The sequence below is a fragment of the Sulfitobacter faviae genome, assembly GCF_029870955.1.
In the GTDB taxonomy this organism is placed as follows: Bacteria; Pseudomonadota; Alphaproteobacteria; order Rhodobacterales; family Rhodobacteraceae; genus Sulfitobacter; species Sulfitobacter faviae.
The window spans coordinates 2,353,253-2,375,948 of sequence record NZ_PGFQ01000001.1 but is presented as its reverse complement, the minus strand read 5'-3'; the positions used below and the strand labels follow the sequence as shown (position 1 = coordinate 2,375,948).

22 protein-coding genes and 5 pseudogenes are annotated in these 22,696 nt (G+C 62.4%); 13 read left to right on the top strand and 14 right to left on the bottom strand.

The genetic code is table 11. The annotated features are described in order from the left end of the window. Positions 1 to 13 precede the first annotated feature (13 nt). A pseudogene (locus tag CUR85_RS12285) lies at positions 14 to 1,317 on the top strand (NAD(P)/FAD-dependent oxidoreductase). A 204-nt stretch (positions 1,318 to 1,521) separates the two neighbouring features. Then, positions 1,522 to 2,700, top strand: coding sequence for a DegT/DnrJ/EryC1/StrS family aminotransferase (locus tag CUR85_RS12280; RefSeq protein WP_067260987.1), 1,179 nt, complete (start codon positions 1,522 to 1,524; stop codon positions 2,698 to 2,700). 31 nt (positions 2,701 to 2,731) lie between these two features. Here CUR85_RS12280 and phaR read toward each other — a convergent pair whose 3' ends face one another. From phaR to CUR85_RS12265, 3 genes are all read right to left on the bottom strand, one after another. Beyond that, positions 2,732 to 3,280, bottom strand: a complete 549-nt coding sequence (phaR, locus tag CUR85_RS12275) for a polyhydroxyalkanoate synthesis repressor PhaR (protein WP_067261013.1) — start codon at positions 3,278 to 3,280, stop codon at positions 2,732 to 2,734. A gap of 143 nt (positions 3,281 to 3,423) precedes the next feature. After that, complete coding sequence (locus CUR85_RS12270; protein WP_067260985.1) at positions 3,424 to 3,867, bottom strand: phasin family protein; 444 nt, start codon at positions 3,865 to 3,867, stop codon at positions 3,424 to 3,426. A 150-nt stretch (positions 3,868 to 4,017) separates the two neighbouring features. Beyond that, positions 4,018 to 5,823, bottom strand: coding sequence for a PHA/PHB synthase family protein (locus CUR85_RS12265; RefSeq protein ID WP_067260983.1), 1,806 nt, complete (start codon positions 5,821 to 5,823; stop codon positions 4,018 to 4,020). 50 nt (positions 5,824 to 5,873) lie between these two features. Between CUR85_RS12265 and phaZ the strand changes: the two are divergent. Further along, a pseudogene (phaZ, locus tag CUR85_RS12260) lies at positions 5,874 to 7,204 on the top strand (polyhydroxyalkanoate depolymerase). Positions 7,205 to 7,213: 9 nt separating this feature from the next. Here phaZ and CUR85_RS12255 read toward each other — a convergent pair. The 3 genes and pseudogenes from CUR85_RS12255 to CUR85_RS12245 form a co-directional block, all read right to left on the bottom strand. Next, positions 7,214 to 7,923 (bottom strand): annotated as a pseudogene (locus CUR85_RS12255) (alpha/beta fold hydrolase). A 141-nt stretch (positions 7,924 to 8,064) separates the two neighbouring features. Beyond that, the gene (locus tag CUR85_RS12250; RefSeq protein ID WP_067260978.1) at positions 8,065 to 8,817 is read right to left on the bottom strand and encodes an alpha/beta hydrolase; all 753 of its coding nucleotides are present in this window, start codon (positions 8,815 to 8,817) and stop codon (positions 8,065 to 8,067) included. A gap of 51 nt (positions 8,818 to 8,868) precedes the next feature. Beyond that, a complete protein-coding gene (locus CUR85_RS12245) occupies positions 8,869 to 10,155 on the bottom strand; it encodes an MFS transporter (RefSeq protein WP_067260977.1) in 1,287 nt (428 codons plus the stop codon). Positions 10,156 to 10,327: 172 nt separating this feature from the next. Here CUR85_RS12245 and thrS point away from each other — a divergent pair, with 172 nt between their 5' ends. The 6 genes from thrS (at position 10,328) to CUR85_RS12215 (ending at position 14,989) form a co-directional block, all read left to right on the top strand. Then, a complete protein-coding gene (gene thrS, locus CUR85_RS12240) occupies positions 10,328 to 12,274 on the top strand; it encodes a threonine--tRNA ligase (protein ID WP_067260975.1) in 1,947 nt (648 codons plus the stop codon). 225 nt (positions 12,275 to 12,499) lie between these two features. Continuing rightward, positions 12,500 to 12,802 carry a BufA1 family periplasmic bufferin-type metallophore gene (locus CUR85_RS12235; RefSeq protein WP_067260973.1) on the top strand — a complete coding sequence of 101 codons (303 nt, stop codon included), beginning with the start codon at positions 12,500 to 12,502 and terminating at the stop codon, positions 12,800 to 12,802. A gap of 138 nt (positions 12,803 to 12,940) precedes the next feature. After that, entirely contained in the window at positions 12,941 to 13,705 is a 765-nt protein-coding gene (bufB, locus tag CUR85_RS12230; protein ID WP_425520134.1) for an MNIO family bufferin maturase, read from the top strand. Further along, entirely contained in the window at positions 13,702 to 14,139 is a 438-nt protein-coding gene (locus CUR85_RS12225; protein WP_280322661.1) for an HvfC/BufC N-terminal domain-containing protein, read from the top strand. Before bufB ends, CUR85_RS12225 begins: the two co-directional genes overlap by 4 nt. A gap of 95 nt (positions 14,140 to 14,234) precedes the next feature. Beyond that, entirely contained in the window at positions 14,235 to 14,459 is a 225-nt protein-coding gene (locus CUR85_RS12220) for a hypothetical protein (protein ID WP_280322660.1), read from the top strand. Then, a complete protein-coding gene (locus CUR85_RS12215) occupies positions 14,456 to 14,989 on the top strand; it encodes a DoxX family protein (RefSeq protein WP_067262107.1) in 534 nt (177 codons plus the stop codon). Before CUR85_RS12220 ends, CUR85_RS12215 begins: the two co-directional genes overlap by 4 nt. Here the strand turns inward: CUR85_RS12215 and CUR85_RS12210 are convergent. Continuing rightward, complete coding sequence (locus tag CUR85_RS12210) at positions 14,986 to 15,306, bottom strand: ArsC/Spx/MgsR family protein (protein WP_067262108.1); 321 nt, start codon at positions 15,304 to 15,306, stop codon at positions 14,986 to 14,988. The genes CUR85_RS12215 and CUR85_RS12210 overlap by 4 nt on opposite strands. A gap of 168 nt (positions 15,307 to 15,474) precedes the next feature. On the opposite strand from CUR85_RS12210, the pseudogene CUR85_RS12205 reads away from it, so the two are divergent. After that, a pseudogene (locus tag CUR85_RS12205) lies at positions 15,475 to 15,680 on the top strand (cold-shock protein). A gap of 54 nt (positions 15,681 to 15,734) precedes the next feature. Here the strand turns inward: CUR85_RS12205 and CUR85_RS12200 are convergent. The 4 genes from CUR85_RS12200 to CUR85_RS12185 form a co-directional block, all read right to left on the bottom strand. After that, positions 15,735 to 16,028 carry a hypothetical protein gene (locus CUR85_RS12200; protein ID WP_067262113.1) on the bottom strand — a complete coding sequence of 98 codons (294 nt, stop codon included), beginning with the start codon at positions 16,026 to 16,028 and terminating at the stop codon, positions 15,735 to 15,737. Between the two features lie 67 nt (positions 16,029 to 16,095). Next, positions 16,096 to 17,295, bottom strand: a complete 1,200-nt coding sequence (locus CUR85_RS12195; protein ID WP_067262119.1) for a cytochrome P450 — start codon at positions 17,293 to 17,295, stop codon at positions 16,096 to 16,098. A gap of 43 nt (positions 17,296 to 17,338) precedes the next feature. Further along, positions 17,339 to 17,818, bottom strand: a complete 480-nt coding sequence (locus CUR85_RS12190; RefSeq protein ID WP_067262121.1) for a dihydrofolate reductase — start codon at positions 17,816 to 17,818, stop codon at positions 17,339 to 17,341. Then, the gene (locus tag CUR85_RS12185; protein WP_067262123.1) at positions 17,818 to 18,651 is read right to left on the bottom strand and encodes a thymidylate synthase; all 834 of its coding nucleotides are present in this window, start codon (positions 18,649 to 18,651) and stop codon (positions 17,818 to 17,820) included. Before CUR85_RS12185 ends, CUR85_RS12190 begins: the two co-directional genes overlap by 1 nt. 233 nt (positions 18,652 to 18,884) lie before the next feature. On the opposite strand from CUR85_RS12185, the gene CUR85_RS12180 reads away from it, so the two are divergent. Together CUR85_RS12180 and CUR85_RS12175 are read left to right on the top strand one after the other, a co-directional pair. Continuing rightward, the gene (locus CUR85_RS12180; RefSeq protein WP_067262125.1) at positions 18,885 to 19,319 is read left to right on the top strand and encodes a VOC family protein; all 435 of its coding nucleotides are present in this window, start codon (positions 18,885 to 18,887) and stop codon (positions 19,317 to 19,319) included. A gap of 105 nt (positions 19,320 to 19,424) precedes the next feature. Next, positions 19,425 to 20,168, top strand: coding sequence for a DUF1194 domain-containing protein (locus tag CUR85_RS12175; RefSeq protein WP_067262127.1), 744 nt, complete (start codon positions 19,425 to 19,427; stop codon positions 20,166 to 20,168). Here CUR85_RS12175 and CUR85_RS12170 read toward each other — a convergent pair. The 3 genes from CUR85_RS12170 to CUR85_RS12160 all read right to left on the bottom strand — a co-directional run bounded on the left by CUR85_RS12170 (position 20,162) and on the right by CUR85_RS12160 (position 21,407). Then, entirely contained in the window at positions 20,162 to 20,662 is a 501-nt protein-coding gene (locus tag CUR85_RS12170) for a MarR family winged helix-turn-helix transcriptional regulator (RefSeq protein ID WP_067262129.1), read from the bottom strand. The two genes, CUR85_RS12175 and CUR85_RS12170, sit on opposite strands and share 7 nt — an antisense overlap. 84 nt (positions 20,663 to 20,746) lie before the next feature. Then, positions 20,747 to 21,013, bottom strand: coding sequence for a succinate dehydrogenase assembly factor 2 (locus CUR85_RS12165; protein ID WP_067262130.1), 267 nt, complete (start codon positions 21,011 to 21,013; stop codon positions 20,747 to 20,749). Then, positions 21,006 to 21,407 carry a helix-turn-helix domain-containing protein gene (locus CUR85_RS12160; RefSeq protein WP_067262132.1) on the bottom strand — a complete coding sequence of 134 codons (402 nt, stop codon included), beginning with the start codon at positions 21,405 to 21,407 and terminating at the stop codon, positions 21,006 to 21,008. Before CUR85_RS12160 ends, CUR85_RS12165 begins: the two co-directional genes overlap by 8 nt. Here CUR85_RS12160 and CUR85_RS12155 point away from each other — a divergent pair. Then, positions 21,325 to 22,694: pseudogene (locus CUR85_RS12155) on the top strand (pyridoxal phosphate-dependent aminotransferase). The gene CUR85_RS12160 and the pseudogene CUR85_RS12155 overlap by 83 nt on opposite strands. Positions 22,695 to 22,696: the final 2 nt, after the last annotated feature.

Genomic DNA, 22,696 nt, shown 5'->3' with positions numbered 1-22,696 from the left:
GCCCGGAGGCCCGATGAACCTGCTCTACGCCAATGACACGCCCGGCCAGTACCCTACCAGCTGGTACGCCGCCACCGCCACGAAACACGCGGCCTACCCGCCGCTTCAGGGCGATACAAAGGCCGATGTCTGTGTCATTGGCGGCGGCTACACCGGGCTTTCCGCTGCGCTGCATCTGGCCGAGGCGGGCTATGACGTGGTGCTTTTGGACGCGCAGCGCGTGGGTTTTGGCGCCTCGGGCCGCAATGGCGGACAGTTAGGCTCGGGCCAACGGATTGAGCAAGATGGGCTCGAAAAGATGCTGGGCGAAGAACATGCCGCCAAGCTGTGGCAGATGGGCGAAGAAGCGAAGGAACTGGTCAAATCCCTCATCGCGAAACATGAGATCGACTGCCATCTGAAGCCCGGCGTGGCTTGGACCGGCTCCACCACATCTGACGTGCGGCATCTGCACGATTATGCAGAGCATCTGCAAAAGCGCTATGGCTATGATGAGATCGAAGTGTTGGATCACGCCGCGCTGCAATCGGTCTGCCCCTCGCCCGACTACAAGGGCGGCGTGCTCGATATGGGCGCCGCGCATCTGCATCCGCTGAACTACGCCCTTGGCCTTGCCCGCGCCGCCGCCGCCGCAGGCGTGCGCATTCATGAGACAAGCCCCGCCGAGAACATCGTCGAAGGCAGCAAGGCGCTGGTGCAAACCGCCACAGGCAGCGTCAGCGCCGATCATGTGGTGCTGGCCTGCAACGGCTATCTGGGCAAGCTCAACGGCGACGTGGCTGCCAAGGTCATGCCGATCAACAATTTCATTGCCGCGACCGAACCCTTGGGCGCGCGCGTGAAAGACGTGCTGCCCGCGACGTGGCCGTGGCCGACAGCCGCTTTGTGGTGAACTATTTCCGACTGTCGCACGACGGGCGGCTGCTGTTTGGCGGCGGCGAGAGCTATGGCTATCGCTTCCCGCAGGACATCGCCGCCAAAGTGCGCAAACCGATGTCGCAGGTCTTTCCGCAGTTGAAGGACGTTAAGATCGACTATGCTTGGGGCGGCACTCTTGGCATCACGATGAAGCGCCTGCCCTATGTGGCCCGGCTCGCGCCGAACATCCTCTCAGCCTCGGGCTATTCCGGTCACGGGGTTGGGACGGCGACCCATGCGGGCTATCTGATGGCCAAGGCGATCGAAGGCGATGCCGCGGGTTTCGACACGATGGCCGCGATCCCGACACAGGCCTTCCCCGGCGGGGCCTCTCTGCGTAGCCCGCTTTTGGTGCTTGCGATGCTTTGGTATGCGACGCGGGATCGGTTGGGGCTGTGATTTTGGTCTGAGCGGTGTTGCGGGTTTGGCTGGTGGTGGAGAGCGGGGGCTCTGCCCCCATCGCGCCTTAGGCGCGATTCCCCCGAGGGTATTTAGGAAAGGATGAAGGGGAAGAGGGGGTGGCCTGTTGTGGAGGCATCCCCCCTTGGTTTGCGCGGGCGTTTATTTTACTATTCTGGAAATCATTATTCAGGATTTTGAAATATGGCTTTGCCCGACATGCACCGTGCCGAACCGATCCCTGCCGAAGCGGAGGCCGCCATTGCGGAGCTTTTGCAAAGTGGCGATCTTTTTCGCTATACTGCGGCCAAGGACGCGCCAGCTTCCCTGTTGGAGGTCGAATTTGCGCAGATGATGGGCAGTGAATATGCGCTGGCCGTGTCCTCCTGCTCGGCCGCGCTGTTTCTGTCCTTGCTTGCTTTGGACTTGCCGGATGGGGCGCCGGTGTTGATCCCGGGTTTCACCTTTGCTGCCGTGCCTTCTGCAGTGATCCACGCAGGCTGCAAGCCGGTGCTTTGTGAAGTGGGTGAGAATTACCGTGTGGATTTGGAGGATTTCGCCGCCAAACTGCCGGACGTTCGGGCGGTGATCATCAGCCATATGCGGGGGCATACTTCGGATATGGATGCGATCATGGGGCTTTGCGAGGCTGCTGGCGTGCGGGTGATCGAAGACGCTGCCCATTCGCTGGGCACGCTTTGGCGGGGGCGGAAAATCGGGACGATTGGCAAAATCGGCTGTTTTTCCTTCCAGTCCTACAAGATGATCAACGCGGGCGAAGGCGGCATTCTGATCACCGATGACGCCGATCTGGTGGCGCGGGCGATCATCATGTCGGGCGCTTATGAGCATAATTGGAAGAAACACGCGGCCCTGCAAGACAGTTTTGCCAAGTGGCAGAACCGGCTGCCGCTGTACAATCTGCGCATGTCCAACCTTTCGGCTGCGATCATCCGGCCGCAATTGCCGCATTTGCCGCGCCGGGTGGCCGATGGGCTGCGCAATCACGATCACATGGCGGCACGGCTGGCGGCCTCCCCCTTGATCGAGGTGCCGCGCCCCCTGCCCGGTGAGACCCGCGCGCCGGATTCGATCCAGTTCAATCTGGTGGGCCTCTCTGACGCCAGCATCCGCGCTTTCGCGACAGCGGCGGAGGCGGCGGGGGTGAAGGTGCAAGTCTTTGGCCAGAGCACCGACAACGCCCGCGCCTTTTGGAACTGGCAGTTCATCGAAGACCGGCCCGAGCTGCCGCGCACCCGCGCCATGCTGATGCGGGCCTGTGACGTGCGGCTGCCGGTGCAATTGACGCTGGAAGAGATCGACGCCGTGGCGGATGTGATTTTGGGCGCGCTGAGGGATGTGGCCGAGGCGCAGGCGGCCTGAGGCGGGCGCGCGGCGCCCGCGTCTTCTGGGGTTAATTCAGCTTTGACAGTTTGTCCTGCAATTCTGCCAACTGCTTTTTGATCGCATCCAGATCGTCGCCGTGTTCGGCCTGCTGTTTGGGCGGCTCTGGCGTGGTGGATTTGGCCCAGCCGCCGGTCATCGCCTTCATGAAGGCTTCTTGCTGCGCCTGCATCGCTTCCATGCCGGGCATCTTGGCCATCGGGTTCATCGCGCTCATGTTTTCGATCGCCTTGGATTGGCCATCACGCAGCATGTCGAAGGAGGCTTGCAGGAACTGCGGCACCACCGAGACATTGCCCGACATATAGCTGCGCACCAGATCGGTCAGCACATCGACCGGCAAGACGGCCTCGCCCCGGCTTTCGTGTTCGGCGATGATTTGCAACAGATATTGCCGTGTCAGGTCATCGCCGGATTTCAGATCGACGATCTGAACCTCGCGCCCGTCGCGAATGAAACCGGCGATATCTTCCAGTGTGACGTAATCGCTTGTTTCGGTGTTGTAGAGCCTGCGGCTGGCGTAGCGTTTTATCAGCAAGGGCTTCGGTTTGTCCGCCATGATGTTACTCCCGACCAATGGTGCTGCATCGCAGCTTAGGACAGCGATCGGCAAATAGAAAGAGCGCATGACAAAAGGGCAGGCCCGTCTGGACCTGCCCTTTCTTTAAGCATTACTTGGCGCTGGAAAGCCCAGCGTCAGATTTACTTCACAGTCGCTTTTTTGGCGGCAGCCTGTGCGGTGGCGACGCCTTCGGTGGTGGCGGCTTTGGCGTCGCTTTGCAGGTCTTTACCAGCCGACATCATCAGCTCGACGGTGTCCATCTGAACCTTTTTCGCGATCTCGGCGAAGGCGGCCATATGCTCGGCCGCGGATTCGGCGGAGGCGGAGGCGAAATCGGTCATCGCTTTGGCATAGTCTGTGGGCTCGGCTTTGACCTTGGTCATCTCGGTCAGGCGGGCCAGTGTCTCTTTGGTCCAAGCGGTGGAGATGTCGGCGGATTTTTCAGCCGCGTCGAAGGCAACGCCGGAGAGTTTCTCGTTCAGGGTGGCGGTGTTTTTGAATGCGTCTTGCATGGCGGCGTTATCCACCGGGAAAGCGCCCAGAACGTCTTTGAACATCGCGGTCATGTCAGGTGTCTTGGTCATGTCTCAATCCTTTTAATGCTACTGTGGCAAGGGAGCGGGGAGACCCGTCCGTTTCGCGTCTGACCACAACATAGATGCCGCAGCGCAGCATTTCAAGGTTTTTTCTGCATTGCAGCATGAGCCGAAGGGTGTTTGGATTACCTAAGGTAATCAGTCGCTTGCCTTGCGGGTTACATAGCTGCCCGGGGCATCGGCGAGAATCTCGCGCCCATCGTCACCGGGAAACCGTGCGGGAATCATTGCCCCTGCCCGTTTGCCCAGCCACTTGCCCCACCGCGGCCACCAAGACCCTTCGTGAAAGGCGGCGGCCTCGCGCCATGCGGCGTAGTCCTGCGTGAGATCGCCGTTCACATAGTGGCCGTATTTCTTCCGATTGGGCGGATTGACGATGCCCGCGATATGGCCCGATTGCGCCATGATGAAGGTCTTGTCCTTCGACCCCATCTGCTGCACCCCGCGGTAGCAGTCTTTCCACGGCGCGATGTGATCCGTCTCACAGGCCACGGCGCAAAGCGGCACCTCGATATCATCCAGCGTCAGCCGTTCCCCGAGCAGTTTGAAACCGCCCTCGGCCAATTCGTTTCGCTGGCACAGGCCGCGCAGGTATTGCATCGCCATCTGCCCCGGCAGATTGGCCCCGTCGCCGTTCCAATAGAGCAGGTCAAAGGCCGGGGGCGTCTCGCCCATCATGTAGCTGCGCACGGCGGGGCCATAGACCAGATCGTTGGACCGCAGGAATGAGAAGGTGCGCGCCATGACGACCGAGGGCAGAATGCCCTTATCCGCCGTCTCGGCCTCGATCCCGTCGATGAAGTCATTGGTGAGGAAGGGCTGAAACTCCCCCTGATCCGAGAAATCGGTGAGCGCGGTGAAGAAGGTGGCGGATTTGATCGAGCTATCGCCACGTTTTTTCAGCAGCGACAGGGTCAGCGCCAGCGTGGTGCCCGCAATGCAATAGCCCACCACGTTAAGGCGTTTCTCCTGAGTGATCGCCTTCACCTCTTCAATCGCGGCGAGGTAGCCCTCTTCGACGTAATCCTCCATGCCGATTTGGGCATAGCTGGCATCGGGGTTCACCCATGAGACGATGAACAGCGTGTGGCCCTGATCGACCAGCCATTTGACGAGGCTGTTCTGCGCCTTGAGGTCGAGAATGTAGAACTTGTTGATCCACGGCGGGAAGATCAACAGCGGGGTTTTATGGACTTCTTCGGTGCTGGGGGTGTATTGGATCAACTCGAACATGCGGTTGCGAAACACCACCTTGCCCGGCGTGGTGGCGATGTTGCGGCCCAGCTCAAAGGCGCTGTCATCCGCCAGTTTCACGACCAGCTCGCCATTGTTGGCCTCCAGATCTGCGATCAGGTTTTCTAGACCCTTCACGAGGCTCTCGCCCTCGGTCTCCACCGCGCGTTCCAGCACATCGGGATTGGTGGCGAGGAAGTTGGTCGGCGACATCATCGCGATGATCTGCTGACTGAAATAGACCAGCCGCTTTTTCTCAGCCGGGTCCATGTCTTGGGCATCTTCGACCGCTTGGCGCAGCGCTTCAGCGTTGATCAGATACTGCTGTTTGATGAAGTTGAAATAGGGATGCGTCTGCCACAGCGGGTTGGCGAAACGCTTGTCGGTCGGCGCGTCCTCTTCCACCGGGGCCAGACCGCCCTTGGCCAGCGCCTGCTGCGCCTCAACGAAATGGGCGACCGATTTGGTCCAATAGCCCATCTGATGCTCCATCAAACGGGCCGGATTGGTCATCGCCTCGGCCCAGTAAGACTGTGCCGCCTTGGCGAAAAGCTGTTGGTTCGGACCATCGAGCGCGGGCTGATGGCCCTCGCGCTGCGCCATCACCCGGGTCAAACGCTTGCTTAATTCTTCAACCTTTTTCAAGTTTTGCGCCATACGAGACAGGGCTGGAGGCTCGGCAATCTCGGGATTCTCGGATTCTGTTGTCATCTTAACCCTTACCTCCTATCTTCGCAGGTGCAGCATAAAGGAGCCCCCACATGCGCTATATGGCCACCTACGACATGATGGAGTCCATCCGGAACACCAATCAATGGCTCGGCGCTTCTGCGCTTGCTATGGCATCCTACCCGGCTTTCTCTCTGTTTCCAAACCCTGCGATGGAATGGCTCGCCGCTTGGGGTGAGGTGACGGAACGGACCTTTGCCCGCATGGTCGTGAAACCCGATTGGGACATCCCCCGGTGGTCGGCCCCAAGGGGCAGGACTGTCTGGTCAGCATCGAGCCGGTGATGGAGCGGCCCTTTGGCGATTTGCTGAAATTCTCGGTCCAAGGCCGCGAAGAGACGGGCCGCAAGGTTCTTTTGGTCGCGCCGATGTCGGGTCATTACGCCACGCTGCTCCGTTCCACTGTGATCTCCCTGCTGCCTGATTGCGACGTCTATGTGACGGACTGGCACAATGCGCGTGACATTCCAGTTAGCGCGGGCAAGTTCGACATCGAGGATTATACGCTCTACCTCGTTGATTTCATGCATCACCTCGGGCCGGACACCCATGTGATCGCGGTCTGTCAGCCTGCGCCGCTGACGCTGGCCGCCACCGCCTATCTGGCCGAGGAAGCGCCCGAAGCTCAGCCGCGCACGCTGACGCTGATCGGCGGGCCGATCGACCCCGATGCCGCGCCGACGGATGTAACCGATTTCGGCCATAGCGTGACCATGGGCCAGCTTGAGCAGATGATGATCCAGCAGGTCGGCTTCAAATACGCGGGCGTGGGGCGCAAGGTCTATCCGGGGCTGTTGCAGCTTACCTCCTTCATCTCGATGAACAATGACACTCACCGCGATGCCTTTGCCAATCAGATCACCCGCGTGGCGCAAAAGACGGCGCATGAGCATGACAAGCACAACAAGTTCTACGACGAATACCTCGCCGTGATGGACATGCCGGCGGAGTTCTACCTCTCGACCGTGCAACGCATTTTCAAAGAGCGCGAGATCGCGCGGAATGTCTTTACGGTGGCGGGCCGTCAGGTCGACATCGGCAAGATCACCACCGTCGCCGTCAAAACGGTCGAGGGCAGCAAGGACGATATTTCGGCCCCCGGCCAGTGCATCGCCGCTCTTGATCTGCTGACCGGTCTGCCCGATGCCAAAAAGGCCAGCCATCTTGAGCAGGGCGCGGGCCATTACGGGATCTTTGCGGGCAAAAGCTGGCGCAATAACATCCGGCCCTTGGTGCTTGACTTTATCGACGCGAACAACGGCACGCCTGAGCCGCAGAACCCTGCGCCCCAAACGCCCGGGCCGCAAAAGCCCGCGTCTCAGAAAACCGAGGCCAAGAAGAGCGATAAACCGGCAGCGGCCTAAGCCACCGCCCTATTGCAGCACCAGAGGTTGATGCAGCCAGTCGCGCAGCGCGGCTGTGGTCGCCTCTGGCTGCTCAAGGCTGGGCAGATGGCCCGCGTCTTCGAGCACCGTCAGCTTGGCATAGGGGATCATCTCGGCCATGAAGGCATGGCGTTTGACCGGGCAGAGCGCGTCATGCTCCCCACACAGCACCAGCGCGGGCACCTTGCACTTGCGCAGCACCGCCTGCTGATCGCGCCGCCGTTGCAAAGCGCGGGATTGGCGCACGAAGACATCGCCGCCCAGCGTCTCAGCCATCTCCATCGCGCGGGTCAGCACCTCCCCCGCCCCTTGCCGGGGGCGAGGAAACCATTGGCCATCCGCGCTTGCATCGCCTCCCCCAGCTTGCCCGATTGCGCCATGATGATCTGCGGTTCACGGTCCGCGGCAATGGCGGGCAGTTCGGCCAGCACATGGGTCGCCAGCAGGGCGATGCGGCTGATCCGGTCGGGCGCGCGGCGCAGCAATTCCAGCGCCACCACACCGCCCATGCCCTGCCCCACCAGCGCGAAACGCGGCGGCAGTTGATCCAACAGGCCCGAGGCGATCTCCTCGATCCGTTCGCCTTGGGTGATCGGGGCCAGCACCACGGTCCCGCGCGGGGAGAGCGCTTGAATCTGCGGCGTGAAGACACGCGCGTCGCACATCATGCCGGGCAGCAGAACGATCGGCTCAGCCATTGGGCAGGCTCCGGTGCGGTATGCGGTTGAAATGACGTGGTTTCATGCCGTCCCCCTTGGGTTTGGCGGTCTCTTAGCATGGGTGGTTTCGGGGGACAGCGGGGCGCGGCCCTATCGGCGGTTCCATGCCCGCGCCCTTGGTCACCCCGCGTCGCCGGAGACCGCGTTGATCGCCTCCACGATCATTGCCAGACAGCGCGCGTCTGAGAAACGGTGATCGGCATCCTTGACCAGCGTCAGTTGCATGTCAGGGCTTTGCGCATGCTCCAACAGCCGCACCGCCGTGGCCGTGCTGACGGCGGTGTCCGCCGTGCCCTGCAACAGCCGCACCGGGAACGGCAGGTTCAGCGGATCGCGCAGCACCAACCGCTTGCGCCCGTCCTCGATCATCCGGCGGGTGATGATATAGGGCTCCATATAGTCCGACGGCAATTCGACCTGCCCGACCTCTTCCAAGGTCTGTTTCTGCGCCTCGGTGAAATTCGCCCAATAGCCATCTTCGGTGAAATCGGGGGCCGCGGCGATGCCGACCAGCCCGGCGACCCGCTCGGGCAGATGCCGCGCCAAGAGCAGCGCCTGCCAGCCGCCCATGGAGGAGCCGACAACGATCAGCGGCCCCTCGGTCAGCGCCGCGACTGCGGCCAGCGTGTCTTCGTGCCAATCGCCAATGCACCCTTCGGTAAATAGGCCCGACGATTCCCCATGGCCCGAATAGTCGAATCGCAGAAAGGCGCGCCCCCCGGCCCGCGCCCAGTCTTCGAGATAGACCGCCTTGGTCCCCATCATGTCGGACTTCAGCCCGCCCAGAAACACCACGCAGGGCCCCGCCCCTTCGGTCTTGTGATAGGCGATACGCCGACCCTGCGGCGTGTCGATGAATTTGCTGTCTGCCATGCTGCCTCCGTCTTTGGTCCAATCATGAGCATCGCGGCGGATGAGGGCAAGTCAGTCCTCGGACAGATGCTCAACCTCCGGCAGCCAATGGGCCAACACGGCGGCGGCCAGCGCCATGACGGCAAAAAGCATCAGCGTTGCCTGCGCCCCGATCAGCGCGGCCCCGCCGCCCAGCACGCCCGCCAGCAGCAAGAGCAGCCCGATCACTGTATTGCTCACGGCAGCATAGGCGGCGCGCTGGTCTTTCGGGGCCATGTCGACCAGATAGGTCGACCGCCCCTGCCGCACGCCGTGATAGGCGATCATCAGGATGAAGAGCACCGCAGGCATCGCCCAGACCGCCTGCGCCAGATCAAGGAACCACAGCCCCACCGCCAGCGCCATCGCCACTGCGCCAACGATGCCGGTCAGCATCAGCACCCGGCGGCTCGACATATCCGACAGCCGCCCCCAGACGTAGGAGCTGACCAAAGACGCCAGCGCCGAGGCCAGCACCAAGGCCCCCAATTGGCCCAACTGCCCGCTCTCTGATGAGCCAGCAAGCACCACCAGATAGGGCGGCGCCAGCGCGGTAGAGACCAAGAGCCCGCGCACCAGAATGAAAAGCCACAGTTCCCGGTTGCCGCGCAGCAGCTTGAAATCCACGCCATCGGCCTCTTCGGTCTCGCTCGGCGTTTCCATGATCGTCGAGAACAACAGCGCCGCGCCGATCCATAGGGCCGCCGCCAGCGCGATGGCTGCCACGACGACACCCCGACTTTGAAAAAGGCCCGACATCAAAAGCCCCGCAAAGATCACCACCCCGACCGAGGAGACAGACCCCGCCAAGCCGGTCACCGATCCGCGCCGGGTCTTGCCCACTGTCTTGCCCAGAATTTCCTTGAACGACACCGAACAGGCCGCGCGGCAAACGGCGAGCAGCGCCAGCGCGGCGCAGACCGCATAGCCCGCCGTGGCCCCCTCAAGGCTGAGCGCAGCAAGGGCGATCAGCCCCGCCGCCACGCCCTGCCCGACCGAGCCCCAGACCCAAGCCCATTTGCGCCGCGCCATGCGCTCCACCACGCCCGCCAACGCAATCTGCGGCAAAAGCGACCCGGCCTCGCGGATCGGCACCAAGGCGCCCGCGAAAACCGCAGGCGCGCCAAGGGCGCTCAACAGCCAAGCCAAGACCAGTTTCGGATCGATCAGACCATCGGCCACTTTGGTCATCGACAGCGACACGATGTGGCGCAGCCCGTTGCGCGCCTCGGCCCTTTGCGCCTTGTCGTCCAACCCCGGGGCCGGGTCGTCCGCCCCCGAAATCGTCTCGAATGCGCGCTGCGCCGTGTCGTCTTGCATCTGACCGATCCTCATTGTTGCCCGCCTGACATAGCGCGCCATCGCCCTGCCGCAACTTTCCCGAAGTGACCCCGCTTGCATTGACAAGCTGCCCCCGCCCCGCCACATAGGCCCAACACATAACCCGCAACCGGGCGTCTCGTAGGCGCCAAACCGACGAGGAGCGCCCAAGATGGCCCAAATCTCCCTCACCCTTCCCGATGGCAACAGCCGGCAGTACGACGCCGGGATCACCGCTGGTGAAGTGGCTGCCGATATCTCTAAATCGCTCGGCAAAAAGGCCATCAGCGCCACTGTGAACGGCGCGCATTACGATCTGGCATGGCCGATCGAAGCCGACGCCAGCATCGCCATCCACACCATGGCCGACGAAGAACAGGCCAACGAGCTGGTGCGCCACGACCTTGCGCACATCATGGCCCGCGCCGTGCAGGAGCTCTGGCCCGACACCAAGGTCACCATTGGCCCCGTCATCAAGGATGGCTGGTATTACGACTTTGACCGCGCAGAGCCCTTCACCCCCGAGGATCTCGGCCTCATCGAGAAAAAGATGAAGGAGATCATCAACAAGCGCGACCCCGTCCGCACCGAGGTCTGGGACCGCGCCCGCGCGATCAAACATTACGAAGACCTGAACGAGCCCTACAAGGTCGAGCTGATCGAGGCGATCCCCGGCGACGAGCCTTTGCGGATGTATTGGCACGGCGATTGGCAGGACCTCTGCCGTGGTCCGCACCTGCAACACACTGGCCAAGTGCCGGGCGATGCCTTCAAGCTGATGTCCATCGCCGGTGCTTATTGGCGCGGCGACAGCAGTCGCGCCATGTTGCAGCGCATCTACGGCGTGGCCTTCACCGGCAAGGAAAAGCTGCGCGCCCATCTCAACATGCTGGAGGAGGCCGCCAAGCGCGACCACCGCAAGCTGGGCAAGGAAATGGGTCTGTTCCACATGCAGGAAGAGGCGCCCGGTCAGGTCTTCTGGCACCCTAACGGCTGGCGCATCTACACCACCTTGCAGGACTACATGCGCCGCATGCAGGACCGCGACGGCTATGTCGAGGTGAACACCCCGCAGGTCGTGGACCGCAAGCTTTGGGAAAAGTCCGGCCACTGGGACAAGTACCAAGAAAACATGTTCATCGTCGAAGTTGACGAGGACCATGCCCGCGAAAAGGCGGTGAATGCGCTCAAGCCGATGAACTGCCCCTGCCATGTGCAGGTGTTCAATCAGGGTCTGAAATCCTACCGCGACCTGCCGCTACGCATGGCCGAGTTCGGCTCCTGCGCGCGCTACGAGCCTTCGGGCGCGCTGCACGGCATCATGCGGGTGCGCGGTTTTACCCAAGACGACGGCCATATCTTCTGCGCCGAGGATCAGATCACCTCGGAAACCGCGAAGTTCATCGCCTTCCTGTCCAAGGTCTATGCCGATCTCGGCTTCGAGAACTGGACCATCAAACTCTCCACCCGCCCCGAAAAGCGGATCGGCTCGGATGAGACCTGGGACCACATGGAACAGGCGCTCGGCGATGCCTGCAAGGCCGCGGGCTATGACTTCGAGGTGCTTGAGGGCGAAGGCGCCTTCTACGGGCCGAAGCTTGAGTTCACCCTGACCGACGCCATCGGGCGCAACTGGCAATGCGGCACTCTGCAGGTCGACGCGAACCTGCCCGAGCGGCTGGAGGCGAGCTTCATCGGGCAGGACGGGAACAAGCACCGCCCCGTGATGCTGCACCGCGCCACCCTGGGCAGCTTCGAGCGGTTCATCGGTATCCTGATCGAGGAACACGCGGGCAAGCTGCCCTTCTGGATCGCGCCGCGGCAGGTCGTTGTGGCCTCCATCACCTCCGAGGCCGATGACTATGTGGCCGAGGTCGTGGAAACGCTGAAGGCTGCGGGCGTCCGGGCCGAGGCGGACATGCGCAACGAGAAGATCAACTACAAGGTCCGCGAGCATTCGCTGGGCAAGGTGCCGGTGATCCTCGCCGTGGGCGCGCGCGAAGTCGAAGAGCGCACGGTCTCAGTCCGGCGTCTGGGGCAAAAGCAGACATCCGTACAGCCGCTCGACGCACTCACCGCCGAACTGGCACAGGACGCGACCCCGCCTGACCTGCGCTAACGCGCTGTAACAAACATGCGCTCCGGCGGGTTTGCGGGCAATATGCCCCCTACCTGCCGGAGTGTTTTTGTAACAATCCCTCCCTTCCTGCGCGGGATCGTTACAACTTTCGCCGTTTTTCCGCGTGAATTCTGACGGGACTGTGACACACTCGCTCGTGACTGGCTTGTGAGCGAACGGGCTGCTCTAGTAAGCCTGTCAACACCACCAGGAAGGAAAATGACAATGTCCAACACACTCAAGACCGCCGCCATCGCAGGGGCCGTCGCCGCCGCACTCGGCAGCCACGCCACCACCGCCTCCGCCGCTTCGCAAGAGAAATGCTACGGCGTGTCGCTGGCCGGTGAGAATGACTGCGCCGCGGGCCCCGGCACGACCTGCGCCGGCACCTCCGTGACCGATTACCAAGGCAACGCATGGACCCTCGTCGACGAAGGCACCTGCGCCGAGATCGACCTCCCCGCCATGGCCGATGGGACCGAGCGGACCGGCTCTCTTGAGCCGCTTGACCGCGACCTGCCCGCTTAATCAAAGCGGTCCGGGCGGCACCCGCCCGGACCCTGCCCCGCCCCATGCCGGAGGCCGATATGCGCGACGATACCCCCCTCTCACCACGCTGCCCAATGCCCCGGGGTCGGATATAAATCCCGACATTTCGATGGCTTGATGGCCGATCCCGGCCCGGTCCGCTGGATCGAAGTGCATGCCGAAAACTACATGGGCGACGGTGGCCGCCCCCATGCGCAGCTGCGCGCCTTGCAGGAACGTTTCGCACTGTCGGTTCATGGCGTCGGCCTGTCGATCGGCGGCGAAGGCCCCCTCGACACAGACCACCTCGCGCGGCTCAAGACCCTCTGTGACCGAACCCAGCCCGCGTCCTTCTCCGAACATCTGGCTTGGTCGACCCATGGGATGGAATATCTCAACGACCTCCTCCCCCTGCCCTATACCGAGGAAACGCTGACCCGCGTCGCCGCGCATATCAATCAAGTGCAAGACGTATTGGGGCGGCAAATGCTGCTCGAAAACCCCTCCAGCTACCTCGCATTCGAAGAATCCGACTTGTCCGAAACTGACTTTTTAGCCGAGGTCATCGCGCGAACCTCCTGCGGGCTCTTGCTGGATGTCAACAATGTCTTCGTTTCAGCCACCAACCTCGGGCTATCGCCGCAGGGCTACATCGACGCCTTCCCGACAGACCATGTAGGGGAGATCCATGTGGGCGGCCATGACGACGACACCGACGATCACGGCGCGCCGCTGTTGATCGACAGCCATGGCAAAGAGGTCGTCGATCCGGTCTGGGACTTGCTCAGCTACACGCTGGCCCAAACCGGGCCAAAGCCGGTACTGGTCGAGTGGGACAATGACGTGCCCGACTGGCCCGTCCTCCGGGCCGAAGCCAATCGCGCTGCCGAGGTTCTGGCGTGACCGACCAGCACAGTTTTCGCGCGGCGCTGCTCGATCCCGCACGCCCCGCGCCCGAGGGGCTGCGCGATGGCAAGGGGCAACCGGCGGGCGCGCGCTATGGCGTCTATCGCAACAATGTCACCCATTCCCTGATCGCGGCCCTCGAAGTGGCCTTTCCGCTGGTGCGCAAGCTGATCGGTGCCCGCAATTTTGCCGACCTCGCGCCGCTCTATGTCCGGGCGCATCCACCAAAATCGCCAATGATGATGCATTATGGCGCGGATTTCCCGGGGTTCATCGCAGGTTTCGCACCGCTGGCAAAAATCGGCTATCTCGCCGATGCCGCAAGGCTCGACCTCGCGCTGCGGTCCTCCTACCACGCCGCCGACGCGGCACCGCTGGAGCCGCAGACCTTCGAGGCGCTCCCTCCCGATGCGCTGATGGGGCGAAGCTGACTCTCGCCCCCGCGACCCGCGTTCTGCGGTCAGATTGGCCGCTTTTCGACATCTGGCGCTATAATTTCACCGATAACGCGCCCAAGCCGCGCAACGTGGCGCAGGACGTGGTGATCACCCGCCCCGCCTATGATCCCGCCCCGCATCTAGCGCCGCCCGGCGCGGCGCAATGGTTCGGTCACCTCTCCGAGGGGCGAACCTTCGGGGCGGCCCTTGATGCCACAGTCGGTGCCGCACCTGAGTTCGACCTCGCCGCCGCCCTAGGCTTTGCCCTGAGCCACGGCGTCTTCAGCGCGATTTCCGTGGAGGAAAGCAAATGACCCGATTTCTGCCCCTTTACCGCACCACCGCCGACCGACTAGCGCGGGCCGACTGGCTGCTTCCGACCCTCGCGCGTTTCCTCTTTGCCGCGGTCTTGCTGGTCTACTTCCTGAACGCCGGTCTAACCAAACTCGGCCCCGGCCCTTTGGGCCTCTTTACCCCCTCCACCGGGGCCTACGCCCAGATCTTCCCCCGCGTTTTTGAGGCGGTCGGCTATGACACCGACGCGCTTGGGCTGTTTCATTGGCTTGTCGTCGTCGCCGGAACAGTGGCGGAGTTCATCCTGCCCCTGCTCATCGTCATCGGCCTGCTGACTCGACTGGCCGCGCTGGCGATGGTGGGCTTTGTCGTGGTGCAATCGCTGACCGATCTCTACGGCCACGGCAGCGCCCTCGGCGCGTGGTTCGACCGTTTCCCCGACGCCCATATCCTCGACCAGCGGGCGCTCTGGGTCTTCTTGCTTTTGGTGCTGGTCATCAAAGGGGCCGGCCCCCTGTCACTGGACCGGCTGATAGCAGGCCGCGGTTAAAGCATCGCTTGAACGTCGGCTTCTATCTCTTTGCTCCACCCTAGAAATAGCCGATCACCCACCGCAATCAGGGGCCGCTTCATCAGGGCCGGATAGGCTTGGATCAGGGCCAGCGGCTCCTCCTTCCGGGCCGCGTCATCCAGCCCGCGCCAGGTGGTTGAGCGGGTGTTGAGCAAGGCCGCACCAAACTGCGCGTGGGCCTTTTCCAAGACCGCTGTGGGGACGCCCTCCTCCCGCACATCGACCAATTGCGCCTCTGGCAGCGCCTTTTTCGCCTTGCGACAGCTGTCGCAATTTTTCAGCCCATAAATTAGCACATCCGTCTCCCTCAGCCCCGCGATCCCGCGCCCATTTGCGGATCTCGCAGCTGTTCGCTTGATTTTTTTCCAGTCCGCGCGATCTTTCTATTATGGCGGGTCGCAATTCAATCGCTTTCGCCATTCTGCTGAACGCAGAGACGCAAAGACAAAGGAGGCGCGGAGATTATGCCAACTGGCACCGTGAAATGGTTTAACACCACCAAAGGCTACGGGTTCATCGCCCCGAAAGCGGCGGTAACGATGTATTTGTTCATATTTCGGCGGTCGAACGGTCTGGCCTGACCGGCTTGGCGGACGATCAAAAGGTCAGCTATGAATTGACCGAAGGCCGCGACGGACGGCAGATGGCCACCGACCTCGCGCTGCTCTAGCCACGATATTGCAAGAAAACACCCGGCGTCCCGCGCCGGGCGTTGCTTGAAAGATCAGTTATACGAACAGCCCTTGGTCCCAACCGGGCAAGGCACGCGGGCTGAACGGCGCGGTGTGACCACGCGGTGACGGCGCTGCACGGGGTGCGCCTTGGCCTCAGCATAGGTCATGGTCTGGTTCGGCGTGCCACAACAGATCGCCCCGCCAAGGGTCACCGGTTGCAGCCCTGCCGGGCAATAATTTGCGGCACTGGGATAGGCATAGACCTTGGGCTCTGCCGAGACCTGACCGGCCAGCCCGGCTGAAAGCAGCCCTGCCGCCACTGCAATAGCTGTCGTTACACGCATGATAACCCTCGTAATTATGTATAATATTATCGAAGATTGCCGGGACGCTTTCCTTTAGTCCAGCCTTTTATGTTAAGCCCGTTTTAGTCAGCCGCGCCGGAAGCGTCGCATAGCCGTGAAAGCGGATGCGCCTGCCGCCTTGGCGGGTCGTGCTGATTTCATAATCCGGGTAGCGGTTCAGAAAGCGTTGAAGCGCGATCTTCCCCTCCATCCGAGCCAAGGTCAGCCCAACGCAGACATGCGGGCCACCGGCAAAGGCCAGATGCCGATTGGGCTTGCGCCCGATATCGAATTTTGTCGGCTGATCAAAGACTTCCGGGTCGCGATTCGCAGCCCCGATACAGAGGTGCAGGTTGCTGCCCGCGGCGATCTCGACCCCGCCGATGGTGACCGGGGCCGCGGTCTCCCGGTTGCCGAATTGGTTGGGCGAGCGGAAGCGCAGCACCTCTTCGATACAAGGCTCGATCAGGGCAGGCTCGGCCAGCAGCCGGGCCTTTTGGTCGGGATGGTCATGCAGCAGCGCAAGGGCGCTGCCGATCAGATTGGTCGTCGTCTCATGGCCCGCGTTCAGGATGAAAATACAGTTCTGGATCAACTCGATCTCGGTCAGCTGCCCCCCGTCATCCCCCGCGATCAACCGGGTCAGCACATCGGTTTCAGGGTCCCCCGGCGCGGCCCGGCGCCGCGCGATGAGGTCCTGCAGATAGGCTTTGAACTCGCGCACCGCCGCATGGCCTGCCTCAAGCTCCGCCTCGCTCAAGGTCGGCTCCAGCGCGCCGAGGATCGCCAGCGACCAATCGCGAAGCGGGCCGCGCTCTTCCATCGGCACGTCCAGCAGGTTGCCGATGATCTGCACCGGGATGCAACTGGCATAGTCCTCGATCAGGTCCGGCGTGGGGCCCAACCCCTCAACCAGCCGGTCGACCGTATCGATCAACCCCGGCTCCATCCGCGCGAGCGCCTTGGGCGTAAGGGCCGAGGTCATGATCCGCCGCACGCGGGTATGCAGGGGCGGGTCATTAAAAACGAGGCTGGTGGTATGATGTTCGAACAAGGGGCTGCCGGGGCCGAATTTCGGCGCAAAGGCCAGTTTCTTGTCCGAGATATAAAGCGTGGTGTCGCGGTATATCGCGTTCAGGTCCGCATGGCGGCAGATCAGGACCGAGCCATCAGGCTGGCGCAGCACCGGGGCCTCGCGCAGCAGGCGGTCGTAGTGGGGGAACGGGTTCTCGACAAACCCTTCGGGTGGTGCGGATAGATCAAACATGGCCCGCAGTGATGCCGGCCGCGCGGCCTATGTCAATGGCCGGTCAGTAGCGGCGCAGCCACTCCCGCGCGATGGCACGCGGACCGGATGTGCGCAGGCAAAGGTTGCCCAATTCGATCCATTCGTCTGGGTCGAATTCGGGAAAAAACGCATCGGCGCCGTCGATTTCCACATCCACTTCGGTCACCAAAAGCCGGTCCGCGAGGGGCAAAAGCGCACGGTAGATGCCTTCGCCGCCGATGCCGTAGACCCGGCGATAGCCCTCTGCCGCGCAATAGCCTAAAGCGGCTTCCGGGTCGCGCGCCACATTTACGCCCTCGACCTCGCTGCTGGAGACGACGCAATTCAGCCGGTTTTTCAGTGGCTTGAAGGGCAGGCTCTCCCACGTTCGGCGCCCCATGATGATGGCCCCGCCGGTGGTTTCACGCTGAAAAAACTTCAAGTCTTCGGGCAGCGACCAAGGGATATCCCCGTCCTTGCCAATGGCACCGTTGCGGGCGCGGGCGACAATCAGGCTCAGCATCAGACGGCCACCGGTGCTTTGATCGCGGGGTCGGGATCATAGCCCTCAAAGGTGAAATCCTCATAGCGGAAATCAAAGATCGAACTGACCTCGCGGTTGATCCGCAGTTTTGGCAGCGGCTTGGGCGTGCGCGCAAGCTGGGTTTTCACCTGCTCCAGATGGTTGGAATAGATATGCGCGTCGCCCATGGAATGGACGAAATCACCGGGGATGTAGCCGGTCACATGGGCCAGCATTTCCAAGAGCAGCGCATAGGAGGCGATGTTGAACGGCACGCCAAGGAACATATCCGCCGAGCGCTGGTAAAGCTGCAAATGCAGCTTGCCACCGGCGATGCGCACCTGCCAAAGCGTATGGCAGGGCGGCAGCGCCATCTGGTCCACCTCGCCCGGATTCCACGCCGAAACGATCAGGCGGCGGCTGTCGGGGGTCTTGCGGATCGCCTCGACCAGTTTGGCGATCTGGTCGACCTGCCCGGCCTGATGCAGCACTGTGCCATCGGGCTGGGGCATCGGTTCCCCCACCATCGGAAAACGCCGCCACTGGTGGCCGTAAACCGGGCCGAGATCGCCGTTCTCATCGGCCCATTCGTCCCAGATGCGAACACCGTTTTCCTTGAGATAGGCAATGTTCGTATCCCCGGCGAGGAACCACAAAAGCTCATGCACGATGGATTTCAGATGCAGCTTTTTCGTGGTGACCAGCGGAAAGCCATCGGCCATCCGGTAACGCTGTTGCATTCCGAAATGAGAGATCGTCCCCGTTCCCGTGCGGTCGGTCGAGGTCACCCCCTGCTCCAGCACTTCGCGCAGCGCATCATGGTACTGTTTCATGCGGCGACCCTCGTTAATCTTGGCATTTGCCTTTGCGTTGCCTTCCGGGCCTTTAGCCTACAGCCAATCATTGCGCAATCAACTGACATCGCGCGCCCACTTTGACACCGCCGGTTTCGCACCTAAACTCCACCGCGAAGCGCGAAGGGTTAATTTGCCCCGCCCGCTTTGAACGACATTCAAGCTTGGAAGGGGCGCCGCCCCGTTCGGGCCAGCCAACCAAAGGAAAACCGATGCCCATCAAATACCTGCACACCATGGTGCGCGTGAAAGATCTCGACGCCTCCATCGCATTTTACAAGCTTCTGGGGCTGGTCGAGCGGCGCCGGATCGACAACGAAGGGGGCCGTTTCACGCTGGTTTTCCTCTGCCCCCCGGGCATGGACGACGGTCATGCCGATGTCGAACTGACCTACAATTGGGACGGCGACGACGCACTGCCCAGCGACAGCCGCCATTTCGGCCACCTCGCCTATACGGTCGAGAATATTTATGAGACCTGCCAGCACCTGCAAGACAACGGTGTGACCATCAACCGCCCGCCGCGCGATGGACGCATGGCCTTTGTCCGCTCGCCCGACAATATTTCCGTCGAACTGCTGCAAGAGGGTGACGCCCTGCCCGCGCAGGAGCCATGGGCTAGCATGGAAAACACCGGCCATTGGTAAGGGGTGCCGCCCGCGCCGCCCCGGCGCTGATGAGTGTAGCGCGGGGGCTTTTATGCCTCCCGCGCTTGAGCCGCGCTTTTCTGATGCCCTGCCGAAGGCAGAGAGATGATCCGCGCCGCCCTTGCCCTTTCTCTCACCCTATCAGGCTCGCAATGGGCCGAGGCCGCCTGTCGGCAGGCACTGGCCTTGGGGCTGGACGTTTCTGGGTCTATCGATGCGCGGGAGTATCGGTTGCAGTTGGGCGGTTTGGCCGAGGCGTTGGACGATCCGCGGCTGCGGGATGCCCTGCTGGCGCGGCCCGGGCATCACGTCGATCTGATGGTCTATGAGTGGAGCGGGTCCGGCGATCAGCGGGTGGTCCTGCCTTGGACGCCATTGCGCGATGCCGCCGCGCTTGACAATGCCATCACCCTTTTGCGCAGCACCGAGCGGCGCGCGGCCTCTCCCGGTACGGCCTTGGGCGATGCGATGCAATTCGGCGCGCAGCAGTTGGCAGCACGGTCGGACTGCCGGAAACACACGCTGGATGTTTCAGGCGATGGCCTCTCGAACTTCGGACCGCGGCCCCGGGATATACGCAACAGCCTGCAAAACCCGCCCCTTGGGCCGCAGGAGCTGACCATCAACGGCTTGGTGATCGGCGCGAAAGACGCGGGCCTTGACGATGGCGGACAGGCCGAGGTCGGCGCGCTGGCGTCATACTACCGGGCCGAGGTCATCCTCGGCCCCGGAGCATTCGTTGAGACGGCAGAGGGGTTCGAAGACTACGCCCGCGCCATGACGCGAAAGCTCCTGCGCGAATTGGACGGGCGGGCCTATGCCCACCTTCCCCCTGCCCGGGATCAGTAGATATAGCGGATCTGATCCGTCCAATACCGCTCCATCCGTTTGAGCGAGCGGGTAATATCCTCGATCCCCGCATCCCCCAAGACACCCTTGCTTTCCATCCCATCCGCATGGCGCGAGAATAGATCGGCTACCACATCGCGGATATAGCGCCCCTTTTCGGTCAGGCGCACGCGCACGGAACGGCGGTCAATCTCGCAGCGCTGGTGGTGCATATAGCCCATTTCGACCAGTTTCTTGAGATTGTAGCTGACGTTGCTGCCCTGATAGTAGCCGCGGCTTTTAAGCTCCCCCGCGGTGACCTCATTATCGCCGATGTTGAACAAAAGCAGCGCCTGCACGGCGTTGATCTCCAACACGCCGACGCGTTCGAATTCGTCCTTGATCACGTCCAGCAGCAAGCGGTGCAGCCGCTCGACCAAGGACAGGGACTCAAGATAGCCTGCCATGAAACCCTTTATGGCCATCGGCTGCGTGGCGGGGTCTTGAATGCTCATGCGAAATCTCCGGTTCACTTTGTTTGAGCCGGAAACTCGCTAAAAAATCAGAATAATTCGTTAAACCCTTTCGGGTTTTCTGAATTAGCCTCGCGCCTCGGCCAATTGCCCACGGATATCCGCGATCAAAGCCGCATATTTGGCGGGTGCCTCGGCCTGTCCGCTGACCCAAAGATAGAGGTCGTGGTCATTCTCGTTCAGCATCTGGTCGTAGAGCGTGAGGCCCGCGTCATCCATCTGGGGCAACCGCGCCTCGGCATAGGCCGAGAGGATCAGGTCCATCTCCTTGATGCCCCGGCGCATAGAGCGCATTTGCAGGCGTTTGATCCGGTGTTCGGGGGCTTCAGCCATCTGCGGGCTCCATCATGAGGCGCCGAATGCGCTTTTCCAATTTGCCGACAGTCTCGGCCTTTTTCAGCAGGTCGCTGCGCAGGGCGCGCATATCGGCCAGCACCTCTTCGAGGTCGACACGGCGCGCGGTCTCGCCCGCTTCGGGGGCATCGACGCCCTCCCCCTCGCCCGTGATCAGCCACATCATCGAGACATTGAGCAGCCCCGCCAGCATCGACAGCCGGTTGGCGCGCGGCTCTGACAGGTCGTCTTCCCAACCGCGCAGGGTGGACAGGCGCACGCCCAGCCGTTTGGCCAGCATCGCCTGTGTCATGCCGGTCTGTTCGCGGGCCGCCGCGACCCGGTCGCCAAAGGTGGCGGCCTCGGGGCCGTACCAGTCAATCTCGTCGGTCATGCTTCCTCTCCTGCCAGACACCCTTGCCGGGTGCGGGGACGCCCCCTATGAACGTGGAGATATTCATAAGCAACCCGAGGCTGAAATGGAACTGCTGTCCGCGACCCTTGATCGGGTCAAACCGTCGCCCACCATCGCCGTCACCACCAAAGCGGCAGAACTCAAGGCCGCAGGGCGCGACATCATCGCGCTTGGCGCGGGCGAGCCGGATTTCGACACGCCGCAGAACATCAAGGACGCAGCCGTGGCCGCGATCAATGCGGGCAAGACGAAATACACCCCCGTCGACGGCATCCCCGAGTTGAAACAGGCGATCTGCGCCAAGTTCAAACGCGACAATGGGCTGGATTACACGCCCGCGCAGGTCAGCGTCGGCACCGGGGGTAAGCAGATCCTCTACAATGCGCTGATGGCCACGATGAACCCCGGCGAAGAGGTCGTGATCCCCGCGCCCTATTGGGTCAGCTACCCCGACATGGTGCTTTTGGCGGGCGGCACGCCGGTCATCGCCCCCGCGACGTTGGAGAATGATTTCAAGCTCACCCCCGAGGCGCTGGAAGAGGCGATCACACCCCAGACCAAGTGGTTCATCTTCAACTCCCCTCGAACCCCACCGGGGCGGGCTACAGCCGCGACGAGCTGAAGGCGCTGACCGACGTGCTGATGCGCCACCCGCATGTTTGGGTGATGACCGACGACATGTATGAGCACCTCGCCTATGACGGTTTCGAGTTCTGCACGCCCGCGCAGGTGGAACCCGCGCTCTACGACCGCACGCTGACGGTCAACGGGGTGTCGAAAGCCTATGCCATGACCGGCTGGCGCATCGGCTATGCCGCCGGCCCCGAAAAGCTCATTGGCGCGATGCGCAAGATCCAGTCCCAAAGCACCTCGAACCCCTGCACCATCAGCCAATGGGCCGCGGTGGAGGCGCTCGACGGCACGCAGGATTACATCGCCGAAAACAATGAGACCTTCGTGCGCCGCCGCAATCTGGTGGTTGAGATGCTCTCGGCCATCCCCGGCATCACCTGCCCCACGCCCGAGGGGGCGTTTTACGTCTACCCTTCCATCGCCGGGCTGATCGGCAAGACCTCGGCGGCGGGCACCAAGATCACGGATGACGAGGCTTTCGCCACCGCTTTGCTTGAGGAAACCGGCGTTGCGGTCGTCTTTGGCGCGGCCTTCGGGCTTTCGCCGAATTTCCGGGTCAGCTACGCTACCTCGGATGAGGCGCTGAAAGAGGCGTGCAGCCGCATCCAGAGCTTCTGCGCCGGGCTGACGTAAGG